The organism is Mediterraneibacter sp. (assembly GCF_030825015.1).
Taxonomy (GTDB): Bacteria; Bacillota; Clostridia; order Lachnospirales; family Lachnospiraceae; genus Mediterraneibacter.
Genome location: NZ_JAPJQP010000001.1, coordinates 51,989 through 67,874, shown reverse-complemented (window position 1 = coordinate 67,874; position 15,886 = coordinate 51,989). Strand labels below are relative to the sequence as shown.

At 43.4% G+C, this 15,886-nt stretch carries 14 protein-coding genes; 2 read left to right on the top strand and 12 right to left on the bottom strand.

Annotation, left to right across the window (positions count from 1 at the left end; all coding sequences use genetic code 11):
• Positions 1-18: 18 nt before the first annotated feature.
• From RCH61_RS00300 to RCH61_RS00245, 12 genes are all read right to left on the bottom strand, one after another.
• Positions 19-1,389 (bottom strand): NAD(P)/FAD-dependent oxidoreductase, encoded by a 1,371-nt coding sequence (locus RCH61_RS00300; RefSeq protein ID WP_306479525.1) that lies wholly within the window; start codon positions 1,387-1,389, stop codon positions 19-21.
• 230 nt (positions 1,390-1,619) lie between these two features.
• Positions 1,620-1,781 (bottom strand): rubredoxin, encoded by a 162-nt coding sequence (gene rd / locus RCH61_RS00295; RefSeq protein WP_178006588.1) that lies wholly within the window; start codon positions 1,779-1,781, stop codon positions 1,620-1,622.
• Between the two features lie 104 nt (positions 1,782-1,885).
• A complete protein-coding gene (locus tag RCH61_RS00290) occupies positions 1,886-2,947 on the bottom strand; it encodes a ribonucleotide-diphosphate reductase subunit beta (protein WP_178006587.1) in 1,062 nt (353 codons plus the stop codon).
• Positions 2,948-2,999: 52 nt separating this feature from the next.
• Positions 3,000-5,321 (bottom strand): ribonucleoside-diphosphate reductase subunit alpha, encoded by a 2,322-nt coding sequence (locus tag RCH61_RS00285; protein ID WP_178006586.1) that lies wholly within the window; start codon positions 5,319-5,321, stop codon positions 3,000-3,002.
• A complete protein-coding gene (ytvI, locus tag RCH61_RS00280) occupies positions 5,299-6,474 on the bottom strand; it encodes a sporulation integral membrane protein YtvI (protein ID WP_178006585.1) in 1,176 nt (391 codons plus the stop codon). Before ytvI ends, RCH61_RS00285 begins: the two co-directional genes overlap by 23 nt.
• Entirely contained in the window at positions 6,464-7,072 is a 609-nt protein-coding gene (yihA, locus tag RCH61_RS00275; RefSeq protein WP_178006584.1) for a ribosome biogenesis GTP-binding protein YihA/YsxC, read from the bottom strand. The genes ytvI and yihA overlap by 11 nt, the downstream gene beginning before the upstream one ends.
• Before the next feature lie 12 nt (positions 7,073-7,084).
• Complete coding sequence (gene lon / locus RCH61_RS00270) at positions 7,085-9,412, bottom strand: endopeptidase La (protein ID WP_178006583.1); 2,328 nt, start codon at positions 9,410-9,412, stop codon at positions 7,085-7,087.
• Positions 9,413-9,558: 146 nt separating this feature from the next.
• Positions 9,559-10,830 (bottom strand): ATP-dependent Clp protease ATP-binding subunit ClpX, encoded by a 1,272-nt coding sequence (gene clpX, locus RCH61_RS00265; protein ID WP_306479524.1) that lies wholly within the window; start codon positions 10,828-10,830, stop codon positions 9,559-9,561.
• Between the two features lie 22 nt (positions 10,831-10,852).
• A complete protein-coding gene (gene clpP / locus RCH61_RS00260; protein WP_178006581.1) occupies positions 10,853-11,434 on the bottom strand; it encodes an ATP-dependent Clp endopeptidase proteolytic subunit ClpP in 582 nt (193 codons plus the stop codon).
• 145 nt (positions 11,435-11,579) lie between these two features.
• On the bottom strand, positions 11,580-12,869 hold the full coding sequence (gene tig / locus RCH61_RS00255; RefSeq protein ID WP_178006580.1) for a trigger factor: 1,290 nt from the start codon (positions 12,867-12,869) through the stop codon (positions 11,580-11,582).
• 196 nt (positions 12,870-13,065) lie between these two features.
• Positions 13,066-13,398 carry an LPS biosynthesis protein gene (locus tag RCH61_RS00250; protein ID WP_306479523.1) on the bottom strand — a complete coding sequence of 111 codons (333 nt, stop codon included), beginning with the start codon at positions 13,396-13,398 and terminating at the stop codon, positions 13,066-13,068.
• A gap of 24 nt (positions 13,399-13,422) precedes the next feature.
• Positions 13,423-14,076, bottom strand: coding sequence for a DJ-1 family glyoxalase III (locus RCH61_RS00245; RefSeq protein ID WP_442920438.1), 654 nt, complete (start codon positions 14,074-14,076; stop codon positions 13,423-13,425).
• A 145-nt stretch (positions 14,077-14,221) separates the two neighbouring features.
• Here RCH61_RS00245 and RCH61_RS00240 point away from each other — a divergent pair, with 145 nt between their 5' ends.
• Together RCH61_RS00240 and proB are read left to right on the top strand one after the other, a co-directional pair.
• Positions 14,222-14,674, top strand: a complete 453-nt coding sequence (locus tag RCH61_RS00240) for a CYTH domain-containing protein (RefSeq protein ID WP_306479522.1) — start codon at positions 14,222-14,224, stop codon at positions 14,672-14,674.
• Between the two features lie 332 nt (positions 14,675-15,006).
• Entirely contained in the window at positions 15,007-15,813 is an 807-nt protein-coding gene (proB, locus tag RCH61_RS00235; RefSeq protein WP_306479521.1) for a glutamate 5-kinase, read from the top strand.
• Positions 15,814-15,886 lie beyond the last annotated feature (73 nt).

Sequence of the window (15,886 nt, the reverse complement as noted above, 5' to 3'; positions counted from 1 at the left end):
CCGAGTCAAAAATTTATATCATTTTTCTGCAATACCGCGCGCAACATAAACTCCGCTGGCAGATGCGTGCGACAGAGAATGGGTCACGCCGCTTCCGTCTCCGATCACATATAATCCTTTATGATTCGTTTCAAGATGTTCGTCCAGTTTCACTTCCATATTATAAAACTTCACTTCCACACCGTAAAGAAGTGTGTCATCATTCGCCGTACCCGGCGCGATCTTATCAAGAGCATAGATCATTTCAATAATTCCGTCTAAAATACGTTTCGGAAGAACAAGACTTAAATCTCCCGGTTCTGCCGACAACGTCGGACGCACAAATCCTTCTTCGATTCGTTTTGCCGTACTTCTTCTTCCGCGTGTCAAGTCTCCAAAACGCTGCACAATCACACCGCCTCCGAGCATATTGGACAGGCGCGCTATGCTCTCTCCATATCCGTTACTGTCTTTAAACGGCTCAGAAAAATGTTTTGCTACAAGAAGTGCAAAGTTTGTGTTTTCAGTTTGCTTCTTCGGATCTTCATAACTGTGTCCGTTTACCGTAACGATACCATTTGTATTTTCATTTACAACGATACCATGTGGGTTCATACAGAAAGTTCTTACTTTATCTTCAAACTTTTCTGTTCGATATACGATCTTGCTTTCATACAACTCGTCTGTAAGATGAGAAAAAATCACTGCCGGAAGTTCCACTCTCACACCAAGATCCACACGATTTGAACTTGTCTCTATATCGAGGCTTTCACACACTTTCTCCATCCACTTGCTTCCGCTTCTTCCTACGGAAATAATGCATTTTTCACATTCATCTGCCTTATCCCCGCTGATGACGCGATAGCCTCCTTCTACTATTTCCAGCTCATCCACCCGATAATTAAACCGGAATTCGACCTTTTCTTTCAATTCTTTATAAAGATTTTCCAACACGACATAATTAATATCCGTTCCTAAATGGCGAACAGAAGCATCCAGAAGTTTCAGTTCATTCTGAATACAGAGTTTCTTAATATCTGTTCCTGCTGTAGAATACATCTTTGTTCCTTCCCCGCCATAGGCAAGGTTGATGTCATCAACATATTTCATAAGATCGATAGCAGTATCTTTACCGATATATTCATATAAAGTACCGCCAAAATCATTTGTAATATTATACTTCCCGTCTGAAAATGCACCTGCGCCTCCGAATCCGCTCATGATCGCACATGTCTTGCAGTTGATGCAGCTTTTTATTTTCTTCCCATCAATCGGACATTTTCTCTTCTCAAGAGGATTGCCTGCTTCAAACACAGCTACTTTCAATTCCGGCGCCTTTTTCACAAGTTCATATGCCGCAAAAATTCCTCCCGGACCTGCACCGATTATAATCACATCGTATCTGTTCATTTTCTTTTTTCCTTTCTATGCTGTTTCTGCTCTCACTGTTTTTATGTTTCTGTTTTTTATTTTTCTCTTTTTCAGCTTCTTTATGAAATGCAGAGGTAAAAATATGACAAAACATTTTTTCCAAAGGTACACACCGCTTACATGACGGCGCAAAAAGAAAGACCGCTCTTCGTTGTTCTCCCCGAGAGCCGCCTTTCTCTTTCTTTCCTGTCGGTTTCTGTCGCCTGTGATTACTCTACTTCAGAAAACTCGTCTTTTCCTACTCCACAAAGCGGACAGAGGAAATCTTCCGGAACATCTTCCCATTTTGTTCCTGCTTCGATTCCGTTATCCGGATCTCCGATCTCTTCATCATAAATGTATCCACATACGTCACACACATATTTTTTCATGATAATACCTCCTGCAAATTTTCATCTTATTTTATCATTAATTGATAATTCTTTCTCATCATAGCATAGAAGCTTTCTTTTTTCAAGCCTAAGTCTGCGCCCTCTTAGAGGTCATCGACCAGCGCTGTTGATTTTGCATAAGCAGTCGAGCGTGCCTCAAAGAAATCGGTTTTCACCATATTTGCATTCGAATATTGAGACACCCATTTCATCGTTTCGGGTTCTCTTTCACACCCCGGATAAATCGTCTCATATCCAAGACTTTTCCATCTCAGATTGCCGAGATAATGAATGTAATCTGTTATCATTTTTTGATTCAGACCTGCCACTTCATCTCCGATCACATAACCTGCCCATTCGATTTCCTGACTGACCGCCTCCATAAGAAGCGCTTTGAGCTCAGATACCATTTTGTCATCAAACAATTCCGGCTGTTCCTTCCGAAGTTCGATCATAATATTTCGAAACAGCCATAAATGAGTATTCTCATCCCGGTTAATATAACGGATCTCCTGAGCAGAACCCGGCATCTTCCCATTACGGGACAGATTATAGAAAAACATAAACCCGGAAAAGAAATAAATCCCTTCCAAAACGAAATTCGCCATCATAACTCTCAGCAGTGTTCTGGCGTCTTTTTTATCTTGAAACTCATTATAGCATTCTCCGATAAACGTATTTCTTCTCAACAGACGTTCATCCGTTTTCCACTGATATAAAATATCCATTCTTTCATCCGGTGAACAGATTGTATCCAGCATATAAGAATAGGACTGTGAATGAACGCATTCCTGAAACGTCTGGATATTAAGGCACAGATTCACCTCGTTTGCCGTAATGTATTCCCCGACACACGGCAGATTCGCCGTCTGGATCGAATCAAGAAAAACTAAAAAAGATAAAATCTTATCATACGCTTTTCTCTCTGCCGGGGCAAGATTCGGATAATCCTTTATATCCTGCGACAGATTGATCTCCTCTGGAATCCAGAAATTGTTCATCGCCTGACGATACCAGTCTGACGCCCATGAATACTTCAGGTTATTATAATCGTTCAAATTCGTCGTATTTCCGCCGATCATGCGGCGCTTAAGCACATCCGTATCTCCCTTCGGATTGAAAAGCGGTTTACGCGGAAGAGGTTTTTTTATATCAAATTCCTGCATCGTTTCTCTCCTTTTTTCATTTTCCGGTCAGATTTCATTTCTTCTTTTATTTTTACGAAGAACAAGACTCACATTCCTCCACTTCCAAAGATTTCGATCTGACATAATACACAGTCTTTACGCCGCATTCCCATGCTTTCAAATAAAGATCAAGCACCTGACGCATCGTATAGTCATTTGTTATATAAAAATTCATCGACTGCGCCTGATCTATATGCCGCTGTCTTACTCCACACGCGCGCACAGACCATTTCTGATCAATATGATGTGCGTTTATGTAATACCAGTACGTCTCTAAACTCAGATCAGGAGCAACCCGCGGAAACATTGCGCCTTTTTTCTCCTCTAAAAAATATTTATTCATAACCGGATCAATCCCGGCTGTCGTTCCGGCGATGATCGATGTAGAACTGGTCGGCGCCACCGCTAAAAGATAAGCGTTTCTCATCCCCTGCCGGCGTACCTTTTCTCTCAGAGCATTCCATTCATCCGAACAATATCCACGTTTTTCAAAATATGCTCCGTTCTCCCAGTCAGATCCTTCAAAATACTGATAAGAACCTTTTTCCTGCGCATAGTCGCTGCTTGCTTCGATAGCAGCATAATTAATCTGTTCAAACAGTTTATCTGCAAACTCCAAATGCTCTTCCGACTGCCATTTAATCTTATTTTTCGCCAGCATATGATGATATCCGCTCACTCCAAGACCGATGGAACGGTATGCGTGATTTGTAATCTTCGCATAAGGAACCGGATAAAAATTCAAGTCGATTACATTATCGAGCGCTCTGACAACCGTGCGGACAACATTTCGAACATACGCAGAATCATGAACCGGAAGTTTTCCAAGAGACAGGGACGCCAGATTACATACGACAAACTCTCCCGCCTTCATCCGATTGACAACTACCGTATCCCCGTCTTCCGTCTGAATCTTCGTATCGATCGTGGAGATCGGAGACATATTCTGTGCAATCTCGGTACATAGATTCGAACAATAGATCATTCCTTTATGCGGATTTGGATTTGCACGGTTGACAATGTCTCTGTTAAATGCAAATGGGGTTCCCGTCTCTGCGGCAGATTTAATAATCAGGCGGACAAGATCTTTTAAAATAACCGTCCTTTTTCTGATCCTCTGATCTCGAACACATTCCCAATAGCGTTCTTCCCATTCTTCTGCATAGCTGTCTTCCAGACAATATCCTTTCACGGTCATAATCTCATGCGGACACATCAGATACCATTCCTGATTCAGATCTTCCGACGCCATTTTCCAAAACAGATCCGGATAACAAACAGCCGGAAATACGTCATGCGCCTTCATCCTCTCATCACCGTTGTTTGTCCGAAGCTGAAGAAATTCCGGCAGATCTCTGTGCCATGCATCCAAATAGACTGCTGCCGCTCCTGCTCTTACTCCCAACTGATCTACCGCAACCGCCGTATCGTTTACAATGCGGACCCAGCGTATCACTCCGCCTGCCGCCCCTTCAAATCCCCGGATCGTACTTCCCGATGCGCGGACCTTTCCGAAATACATCCCCATTCCGCCTCCGTATTTGCTCACCATCGCAAAGTTATCAATGGAGCGGAAAATTCCTTTCAGACTATCCGGCACTGTATCGATAAAGCAGGAACTAAGCTGATGAAAGGGTTTCCTTGCATTTGCCAGCGTCGGGGTCGCCATTGTCACTTCCAGCTTCGAAAGCATCTCATAAAACGATCTCACCCACATAAGCCGGACGTCTTCTTTCTCACGCATCGCAAGATGAAGAGCTATCCCCAAAAACATTTCCTGCGGATCTTCCAGCGGAACGTGATGATGTGTGGAGATTACATATCGTTTGATCAGAAGCTCCAGTCCCGAATAATTAAACAGCCTGTTTCTTTCGGCACAAAGATAAGTCTCTGCCTTTTCAATGTCTTCCCTTGAATAATGTTCCAGTATATACGCACCATAAAGTTCCTGCTCTGTCAAATATACGATCTTATCATAGAGATTTGTAATTCCAAGCGCCGCCTCTTCCGCTTTCAGTTTCCTTGAAAACTGAAAATCAAGCAGCCAACCCGCAATCATTTCCCAGCGGGGAGCTTCCTGACTCGTAAGTTCTGCCGCTGCTTTAATGAGAGAGTCAAGCCGCTGCGCTTCCCCCATATCAGACTTCAGGAAACCGGAAAACTTCTCGAAAAGAAGTTCCAAAGAATACACTTCTTCAGGAAACGCTCTTTCGATCTCATCTAAAAGCAGGTCCAATTCTTTCTGGAACTCCAAATCAAAGTTCTGAAAACTCTCTTTTATCTTCCGGCTTTCCCGCCCTGCTTTTTCCTGTATACTTTTTCTTAAGTTTTTATTTGTGAATATTTCTGTCATCAATTCCTCCCTTTTCTTCCTGTATTTGATTCTCACTTTCCTGCAATCCCAAAATCCCTTCCACGAGGATCTTGACATCGTCAAATATATAATCAAAGGCTCCTGCCTGACACATATTGATCAAAACCATTCCGACAGGCACTGCCAAAATCATCCAGATCAATCCTCCCGCCTTATACCCTGTATATAAAAGAAGCAGCGTGACAAGAGGGTTCAGACCGACACTGTCCCCAACCATTTTCGGCTGGAGAAGCTGTCTTATAACCTGTGTAATCACATAAAGTACAATCAGAGACACCGTCATCTTATAATCTCCCATAAAAAACTGGTACACGGCCCATGGGATCATGGCTGTTCCTGTTCCAAAAAACGGAAGAAAATCAAGAAACGAAATTAAAAATGCCACAAGAATAAAATATCCGGTTCCTAAAAAGCCAAGCCCGGCAGCCAAGATCACAAATACAACTCCCATGATCTTAAACTGCGCTTTAAAGTAACCGCCTAACGCATATTTTAAATTATCTGATACAAGAGTCATCCTTTTTTGAACAGATACCGGAGCAACCTTTTTCAGCCACGCAAGCACCTCTTCTCTCTGTACGATGAAAAAATATGCCGACATGACAGCCACGATAAACGATACGAGATAATACGGAACTCTTTTGGCAATATTTCCCGCAGCAGAAACCGTTGGCTCGCTGATGCCTGATACGACTTTTCCCATATATTCATCAAGATTGGCAGTCATCGTGTTCCACCCATTTTGAACCGCATCCGGAAGTCGCTCAAACAGCCCGGACAGCATCGCTCCGATCTGCCTTAATCCGCTTTCCAACTGCGCATATATCGAAGGGAAATCTCTGATCAAGCCGACCGCCTCTGTAATAAGACGGCTGATCCCTAAATATAAAATGCCGACAATTCCGGCAAGCACTAAAATTACGATCAACGCGGATCCAAGTTTTTTCACGATCCGCAGACGTTTTTCCAGCCAGTTTACAAGAGGCGACGCGATTGCCGAGATGATCCATCCAATCACAAACGGCATAAGGAAACCAAGCGCCTTCACTCCAAGGATCACAAATGCGGCTGTCGCCGCCAAACTGAAAAGCAGCCGGATGCCAACCTGCCAATACGGGCGTTTATTCTCCATCCTGCGCCTCCATACAAAGACATTCTGATTCGATCAGTTCCCAAATCTCTTCTTTGCCCTGTTTTGACACAGAAGAAAACGGGATTACTTTTGTGCCCGGAACGAGATCCAGTCCTTGTTTAAGCATTTTCACATGCTTTTGCACCTGGCTTCTCTTGATCTTATCGAGTTTCGTCGCAATAATGATCGGATGATATCCTTGCTCCACAATCCACTGATACATCATCCGGTCATTCGCCGACGGCTCATGCCGGATATCTATCAAAAGAAAGACCGCTTTCAACTGTTCCGAACAATGCAGGTAACGTTCGATCATCTGCCCCCACTGTTCTTTTTCCTTCTCCGAAACCCGGGCATACCCATATCCCGGCAGATCGACAAGGTACATTTCGTCATTGATATTATAGAAATTAATCGTCTGTGTCTTTCCCGGAGTCGCAGAAATGCGGGCGTATGATTTTCTGTTCATCAGCGCATTGATCAGCGACGATTTTCCTACGTTTGATTTGCCTGCGAAAGCCACTTCCGGCTTTTCATTTTCCGGCAGCGTACTCGTGATCCCGCACACTGTCTCAAGATTAATATTTTTGATTACCATAACGATTTCCTTTCATTTTCGTTTTCTGCTCATGGCAGCTTTCAAAACTTCATCCATACTTTCTACAAATAAAATTTCCATTCCTTTTGTAATCTCCGCCGAAAGCTCTTCGACATCTGTCCGATTTGCCTTCGGAACAATTACAGTCTTCATTCCGGCGCTTTTCGCCGCCAAAAGCTTCTCTTTCAAACCGCCGATCGGAAGTACGCGCCCTCTCAGTGTAATCTCTCCTGTCATAGCCAGATCTGCTCTGACTTTCTTTTCTGTAATAGCGGAAAGCATCGCAACCGCCATGGTGATTCCTGCGGAAGGTCCGTCTTTTGGAACTGCCCCTTCGGGAATATGAACATGAATATCATGCTTTTCAAAAAAGTCAGCTGCAATGGCGTATTTCTTGCTGACAGAGCGGATATAGCTGATTCCGGTACGCGCAGATTCTTTCATGACGTCGCCAAGCTGTCCGGTGAGCATCAGTTCTCCTTTGCCCGGCATAACGTTTACTTCGATCTGAAGAGTATCGCCTCCCACGCTCGTCCATGCAAGTCCGCGAACAATTCCCACTTCCGGCGCGGAATTTGCCATCTGATAAGTATATTTCTCTTTTCCGAGAAAACGATGGATATTCCGGTCTGTGACAGCAATTTTCTCACGATCTGTCGTAAAGATTTCTTTTGCCGCTTTTCTGCATATATTGCCGATCTCCCTCTCAAGCTGGCGCACACCTGCTTCTTTCGTATAATTTCTTGCCATCTTCCAGATGGAACGCTTGCTGAACGTGATCTGTTCCGGCGTCAATCCATGCTTTTCGATCTGTTTCGGTATTAAATGCTCCTCTGCAATATGCAGTTTTTCATTTTCTGTATAACTGCTGATCTCAATCACTTCCATACGATCGAGCAGAGGACGCGGGATCGTCTGTAGTGTATTCGCTGTCGTAATAAACAGAACTTCAGACAGATCAAGCGGAACTTCAATGTAGTGGTCTCTGAACTTTTTGTTCTGCTCACTGTCTAAAACTTCCAAAAGAGCAGAAAAAGTATCTCCTTTATAGTCTGTACTTACTTTATCAATCTCATCCAAAAGCATGACCGGATTTTTCACTCCGGCAGACCGAAGACCATTGGCGATCCGCCCCGGCATCGCTCCTACATAAGTTCTTCTGTGTCCGCGAATTTCCGCCTCATCCCGAACTCCGCCAAGCGAAATACGAACATATCGCTTTTTCAATGACCTTGCAAGAGATTTTGCGATTGATGTCTTTCCTGTTCCCGGTGGTCCCACAAGACAAAGTATCGGACTTTCCCCTTTCTTTGTAAGCGCCCGCACTGCCAAAAACTCCAGGATTCTTTCTTTTACCTGTTCCAATCCATAATGATCTTCATCAAGTACTTTGCGGGCATATTCCAGATCATTATGATCTTGCGACAACTCATCCCATGGCATCTCAAGCATCGTTTCTATATATGTACGGATCACTCCGCTCTCTGCCGGAGAATTCAGGGAACTTTTGAACCTGTTGATTTCCTTTTTCAACTTCTCTTTCACTTCTGTCGGCGCTTTTAACTTTTTCAGTTCTTTCTCAAATTCTTCCGCATCAGATACCGTAGACTCTTCCCCAAGTTCTTCTCTGATTAGTTTTAGCTGTTCGCGGAGAATATATTCTCTTTGATGTTTATCTACCCGCTCTTTTACTTTTCTTTGGATCTCTTCTTTAATATCAAGTATCTGCACTTCATTGACGAGTTTAAACGCCAGCTTTTCATATCGTTTTAACAGATCCGTCTCACTTAAAATATCCTGCTGATCTGTATAATAAAGCGGAATATTAGCCGCAATCTCATCCACCAGTTTTTTTAATCCTTTGACCTCCAAAAGCTGTGCGACCGCTTCCTTTGACATTTTCCCGTTTTTCGCCGCATAATCGACGAACATGTCTTTCAGTCCCCGCTCCATCGCCTCTGTATTCACATCTTCAGGAATCGCAAGTTCTGCATCGTCGAGAATCTCTACACTTGCCCGCAGATACGGATCTACATATTCAAGCTCTTTTAACCGACCTCTTGCCTCCCCTGATACGAGTACTCGCACAATATGTTTCGGAAGCTTTATAATCTGTTTGATCGTTCCTATCGTACCGATCTCATATACATCTTCCATTCCCGGATTCTCTATATCGATTGATTTTTGAGCAGTCAAAAATATCTTCTGTTCTTCTGCCATTGCCTCTTGTATTGCGGCTACAGAACGCTCTCGGCTCACATCAAAATGAACTACCATCTCAGGCATGATCGTCATTCCCCGCAAAGCTACCATAGGCAGGCTTTTTATCTTATTTTCCATGTCCTAACCTCCTGCTGTATATCTGACGCCGGTCTGTTCCGGCACGGTTCTCTTTTTAAGATTTTACCTACATAGTAACAAAAAGAGGGTGTGATGACAACCCCATCACACCCGTTTTACATGGTTACCCGTATATCTGTTCGCTGTTATGCGCTCTGCGATGTCAGCAAAGATCTTCTTTCCTCTCCATCGCGAAAATACATCGGTTCTGCTTTTCCTTCGACTGCATCTCTTGTGATCCTGCACTCTTTGATCGTCTCATCCGACGGAACCTGATACATCGTATCCATCATGATTTTTTCCATAATAGCGCGAAGTCCGCGAGCGCCTGTCTTTCTTTTCAACGTTGTCTCCGCCACTGCAACAAGCGCGTCATGATCAAACTCCAGTTTCACTCCGTCCAGCTCTAAAAGCTTCTGATATTGCTTTACAATCGCACTCTTCGGCTCTGTCAAGATACGGATCAGCGCCTCTTTATCAAGCAGGTCAAGCGTCACTGTCACCGGAAGTCTTCCGATCAGTTCAGGGATCAATCCGAATTTTACAAGATCCTGCGGAAGTACTTCCTGCAAAAGCACATCCATATCATATTCATGCTTTTCCGCGATCTCAGCGTTAAATCCGATTGATTTTCGATCAAGACGAGTCTCTATGATCTTGTCGATCCCTTCAAACGCACCGCCGCATATAAAGAGAATGTTTGTCGTATCGATCTGGATCAGTTCCTGATGCGGATGTTTCCGTCCGCCCTGCGGCGGAACTGACGCGACCGTACCTTCAATAATCTTCAGTAAAGCCTGCTGTACACCTTCCCCTGAAACATCTCGGGTAATCGACGGATTTTCGGATTTTCTTGTAATCTTGTCAATCTCGTCAATATAAATAATCCCATGCTCTGCTCTCTCAATATCTCCATCTGCCGCCTGAATAATCTTCAGCAGAATATTCTCTACGTCCTCACCTACATAACCTGCCTCTGTAAGCGCCGTTGCATCTGCGATCGCAAAAGGCACGTTCAATACTTTTGCAAGTGTCTGCGCCAAAAATGTTTTTCCGCATCCGGTCGGTCCGAGCATTAAAATATTACTCTTCTGCAATTCAACTCCAAGATCCTGCTCTGCCATGATTCGTTTATAATGGTTGTAAACTGCCACTGAAAGCACTTTCTTCGCTTCATCCTGTCCGATCACATAGTCGTCAAGAAACGCTTTCATCTCTTCCGGTGTCAAAAGATTGATATCATCAAACAGCTCTCTTTCGTTATAATCCAATTCCTCTTCAATGATCTCAGAACAGATCCCGATACACTCGTCACAAATGTATGTGCCGTTCGGACCTGCGATCAGTTTTCTCACCTGCGCCTGCGTCTTATTACAAAAAGAACATCTGACGATATCGTCTGTCGGTTTTCCTGCCATATTCTCTCACCTCAAAGCCAAATTAATGTTTTATGATCACCTCGTCGATCAAGCCGTATGCCTTTGCTTCCTCAGCAGACATAAAATTATCACGCTCTGTATCCGCTTTGATCGTTTCAAGTGATTGTCCCGTATTCGCAGCCAATATTTCATTTAATTTCTGTTTTGTGCGCAAAATATGTTCCGCTGCAATCTGGATCTCCGTCGCCTGTCCCTGCGCTCCGCCTGACGGCTGATGGATCATGATCTCCGCATTCGGAAGGGCAAAACGTTTTCCTTTCTTTCCGCCGGAAAGAAGGAACGCTCCCATACTTGCAGCCATACCGATACATACGGTGGAAACATCGCATTTGATGTACTGCATCGTATCATAGATCGCCATTCCTGCCGTAACAGACCCTCCCGGACTGTTAATATACAGTTGAATATCCTTATCCGGATCATCTGCCTCAAGGAAAAGAAGCTGCGCCACGATCACACTTGCTGACACATCGTTTACTTCCTCTCCGAGAAATATAATTCTTTCCTTCAAAAGTCTTGAGTAAATGTCATACGAGCGCTCTCCCCGGCTCGTCTGTTCAATGACATAAGGTACTAAACTCATGATCTATACTCCTTTCAATCTGTCAATTTTTCGACATTTACGAATCCCTTTACATAAATGTCGGTTAAAGCAACCGTTCTGTCGGTTGAACTGTTACATATTTTTTGAAAAAGGTGCGCCATACAGCACACCTTCTTTGCATTCCTTAACCTTCTACTGCAGCATCTGCGATCAGGGTAACTGCTTCTTGGATCGCGATGTCTTCTTTCATCTGTTTCTTTTCATTTTCGCCCATGTACTCTTTGAGCTTCTCAACTTCCATCTTGTAAGAATCTGCCATCTTCTGAAGTTCTTCATCAAGACGCTCCTCAGATACTTCAATGTTCTCAGCCGCAACGATCGCCTCAAGAGTCAGTCTTGTACGAATTCGTTTCTCTGCTTCCGGTTTGAACTCTTCCATCATCTTCTCTTCTGAAAGACCTGTAAACTGGAAGTACTGCTCCATCGTCATTCCCTGCTGCATGATACGGCGCGCAAAATCATCTACCATCTGTCTTGACTGGAAACTGATCATTGCTTCCGGAATATCAATCTCTGCATTGGCAACCGCCTGCTCTACAGACTGATCTTCTCTCTTCTGTTTTCCTTCATTTTCTTTACGCTCTTTGATCTTCGCTTTTACTTCTGCTTTATATGCATCAACTGTTTCGCTCTTCTCAGATACGTCGGATACAAACTCGTCGTCAAGCTCCGGAAGTTCTTTTGCTTTGATGGAATGTACTGTGCATTTAAATACAGCTGCTTTTCCTGCAAGTTCTTTCGCCTGATATTCTTCAGGGAATGTCACGTTGATCTCTTTCTCTTCGCCAATATTCGCTCCGATCAACTGATCCTCAAATCCCGGAATAAACGCGCCGGATCCGATTGTCAGCGGATAATCGGAAGCTTTGCCGCCTTCGAATGCAACTCCGTCAACAAATCCTTCAAAATCAAGTGTGATCTGATCTTTGTCCTGAACAGCTCTGTCAGTTACATCAATCGTTCTTGCATTGCGCTCACGCTCTTTGTCGATCTCTTCTTCTACTTCTTTCTGTGTTACTCTTGTGGAAACCTTGTCAACTTTCAGACCTTTATATTCACCGAGTTTTACTTCCGGTTTCACAGCTACCTCTGCCGTAAAGATAAATTCTTTACCTTTCTCAAGCTGTGTGATCTCGATCTTCGGCTGTGACACAAGTTCAAGCTCACACTCGTCATATGCTTTTGCATATGCTTCTGAGATCATGCGGTTTGCCGCCTCATCATAGAACACTTCCGGTCCGTACATCTTTTCGATCATCTGGCGCGGAACTCTTCCTTTACGGAATCCCGGAAGGCTGATCTTGCCGCGTTCTTTCAGATAAGCTGCCTGAAGCGCTTTCTCTACTTCCTCTGCCGGTACTTCGATCGTTAATTTTGCCATATTATGTTCTAATCTTTCTACCTGTAAACTCATTTTTTTCCTCCTTGAATGTGCTAACTTCAAAACTGCCTTTTTGCCATATCACTTTCTAAAAAAAATACACTCGCAGTCATTGTTATAGTATAGCATACACATCCGCATATTTCCAGTATTTTTTCGTCCAAGTTCAGACAAGGGTTGTCAATTATGAAAAGCATTCATTTCGTCATGAATTTATTGCAGTCAAACTTCACAGATCCTCTTTTCGCAATCTCTCGCGCGGAGCTTCGATTTCATCAGCAATCGTATGTTCTGTCAATTCAGATAAAAGTTTTATTTTGGCATTGATAATAGGTCTCATGCAGTTTGGAACATGCTCCTGATGCGCCCTGTGAATAGCCACACACTCTTTACAATTTCCATGATAACGGCAGGCTTTTTTACAGGAACAATGGTCTTTCTCTTGATATTCCTCTCTAAAAGCAGATACAAATTCTTCTTGCAGTCTCAACCCTTCCCGTCTATTTCCCTTATGAAATTGCTCCATTGCCTCTAATTCCTTCTGATTACCTTCAATAAGCATGTTTACATCCCCTCTCTGAATTGCCTATGCATACACAATAGATTCTGCGATCTCGTTTGCTTTTTCTGTTCCACAGAGCAGTTCTGTCAATTTCAAAGCAAATGGAATTGCCGCCCCCATTCCTCTTCCGGTCGTAACATGTCCGTCTGTAACCGCTGCCTCACGCACAATCTGCGCACAGTCAAGCCCTTCTTCAAAAGACGGATAAGCACATGCTTTTCTTCCTTTCAAAATACCAAGTTCGCTCAAAATACTCGGAGCTGCACAAATTGCCGCAAGATATTTTTTCTCCTCATCAAATTCAACGATCAGTTTGCGAAGTCCTTCATGTGATTTCAGATTCAATGTTCCCGGCATTCCGCCCGGAAGTACAAGCATATCCCCATCCGAAAAATCTGTCTCCTCAAACAACCGGTCCGCTTCCACTATGATTTTGTGCGCCCCGTTAATCTGCTTCTGTCCGCTAATTGAGATCGTCTCCACATCAATCCCCGCCCGGCGCATAACGTCAACAACTGTCAACCCTTCAATCTCTTCAAATCCATCTGCCAAAAAAATATATCCTTTCAAATTACTACCTCCACATTTTCCTTTTTCTTTATTTCCCGCATTCACTCTGCTATAATTATTATAGCTTAAAAATACTGCCAAGTTCAACTTAAAGCATTGCACCGACATCATTTTATGTAACAGTTCCCCATACAGTGTGCGGAAAGTACAAAACATATGTGGTTTTACGAACGGCGCAGACTGAACTGTTATCGTTTTCTTGGCAGGATTATAAAATTTATGCCGCAAAAACGCGGCGGAATGGAGAATATTTATGGAAATCGAACGAAAATTTCTTGTAAATCTTTCTGATCTTCCGTTTGATCCGAAAGCTTATCCGTCCAGGAAGATCGAGCAGGCTTATCTATGTACCGCCCCGGTTGTCCGTATCCGAAGAGACAATGACGATTTTTTCCTTACTTATAAATCAAAAGGACTGATGGTCAGAGAAGAATACAATCTTCCGCTGACAGAAAAAAGTTACGATCACCTCCTGCAAAAAGCCGATGGACGAGTCATTACGAAAACCCGTTATGTCATACCTATTGAAAATAACCTTTCTGTCGAACTGGATATTTTTGAAGGAGACCTTTCCCCGCTTGTTCTCGCCGAGATCGAATTTCCAGATGAAGCACTTGCCAAAACTTATCAAGCTCCTGCATGGCTCGGAGAAGAAGTAACGAACTCCGCCAAATATCATAACAGTACGCTCAGTCAAAAAGACTGAGCCTGACATTTTCGGCTTTTCGCTTCGATGACACTAAAAATTTGCAAAAAACCACATTTATATTGTTAGTAACAATTCCGTCCGCGTCATTCATAAAACCGCGCTGCATATTTATCGTGGCCAGCGCCGCTTTTTTATTCATAAACGGACATCTGTATGGCCGAACTGTTACTCTTTGTTATATTATTTTTTTATTTTCTTCATGGACATGCGTTCTCTGTCGTGATACTATATTACAGTAAATCGTGTCTGCATCTGTTCTTTTGGATGCTTATATACGATCGCCGTATTTATACGGCAGTTTACAGTTTAATCCGGAGGAATAAAATATCATGGGACTTTGCAACAACAGAATTGTAGTAAAAGTGGGAACATCCACACTGACAAACGACGCGGGAAAAAGTGATCTGCGCGCCATTGACCGCCTTGTCTGCACACTTGCCGACATTCAGAATATGGGATATGAAGTTATTCTCGTATCATCGGGAGCGATCGCAGTCGGCCGTAATAAGCTGAACATGCACGAAAAACCGGACAGTATGCGTATGAAACAGGCTGCCGCGGCAGTCGGACAATGCAGTCTGATGTATTTATATGATAAATTTTTCGGAGATTATGATAAAACAGTCGCTCAGATTCTTTTAAATGCAGAAGATATCGAGCAGGAAGAAAAGAAAGAAAACTTAACGAACACATTTGACGCCCTGCTTGAAATGGGAGTCATTCCGATCGTAAATGAAAATGATTCGGTAAGTTATAAAGAAATCGAATCCGAAGACAGACTTTTCGGCGACAACGATATGCTTTCTTCTGTCGTATCTGTTCTCTGCCGTGCAAAACGACTTGTCATTTTCTCTGATATCGATGGTTTTTATGACAGCGATCCCCGCCTTCACCCGAATGCGAAACTGATCGAGGAGATCCGTCAGATCGATGAAAGCGTCTACTCCCTCGCAGGAGGTGCAGGATCAAGACGCGGAACAGGCGGTATGAGAACAAAACTTCAGGCTGCTGAACTTGCCGCTTCACAAGGAATTGATACGATTGTAACAAACGGAAAACACCCGGAAGTTTTATACGATATCGTGAACGGAAAACCGGCAGGAACTCTGTTTGTCGGCAATAAAGATTGTCTGTAATAAAAGATCTCATACATAGTAAAAATCAGTTTACTGAATTAAGAAAGGATTGCAGCACGGATTTCTCCCGCTG

Bases quoted from the DNA above. Each gene is read 5' to 3' on its own strand.
- rd (WP_178006588.1), bottom strand. From the start codon at position 1,781: ATGAAAAAATATGTGTGTGACGTATGTGGATACATTTATGATGAAGAG.
- tig (WP_178006580.1), bottom strand. From the start codon at position 12,869: ATGAGTTTACAGGTAGAAAGATTAGAACATAATATGGCAAAATTAACG.
- RCH61_RS00285 (WP_178006586.1), bottom strand. From the start codon at position 5,321: ATGACAGAAATATTCACAAATAAAAACTTAAGAAAAAGTATACAGGAA.
- RCH61_RS00245 (WP_442920438.1), bottom strand. From the start codon at position 14,076: ATGTCGGTGCAATGCTTTAAGTTGAACTTGGCAGTATTTTTAAGCTAT.
- ytvI (WP_178006585.1), bottom strand. From the start codon at position 6,474: ATGGAGAATAAACGCCCGTATTGGCAGGTTGGCATCCGGCTGCTTTTC.
- RCH61_RS00290 (WP_178006587.1), bottom strand. From the start codon at position 2,947: ATGCAGGAATTTGATATAAAAAAACCTCTTCCGCGTAAACCGCTTTTC.
- yihA (WP_178006584.1), bottom strand. From the start codon at position 7,072: ATGGTAATCAAAAATATTAATCTTGAGACAGTGTGCGGGATCACGAGT.
- RCH61_RS00250 (WP_306479523.1), bottom strand. From the start codon at position 13,398: ATGCTTATTGAAGGTAATCAGAAGGAATTAGAGGCAATGGAGCAATTT.
- lon (WP_178006583.1), bottom strand. From the start codon at position 9,412: ATGGAAAATAAGATAAAAAGCCTGCCTATGGTAGCTTTGCGGGGAATG.
- proB (WP_306479521.1), top strand. From the start codon at position 15,007: ATGGGACTTTGCAACAACAGAATTGTAGTAAAAGTGGGAACATCCACA.
- clpP (WP_178006581.1), bottom strand. From the start codon at position 11,434: ATGAGTTTAGTACCTTATGTCATTGAACAGACGAGCCGGGGAGAGCGC.
- RCH61_RS00300 (WP_306479525.1), bottom strand. From the start codon at position 1,389: ATGAACAGATACGATGTGATTATAATCGGTGCAGGTCCGGGAGGAATT.
- clpX (WP_306479524.1), bottom strand. From the start codon at position 10,830: ATGGCAGGAAAACCGACAGACGATATCGTCAGATGTTCTTTTTGTAAT.
- RCH61_RS00240 (WP_306479522.1), top strand. From the start codon at position 14,222: ATGGAAATCGAACGAAAATTTCTTGTAAATCTTTCTGATCTTCCGTTT.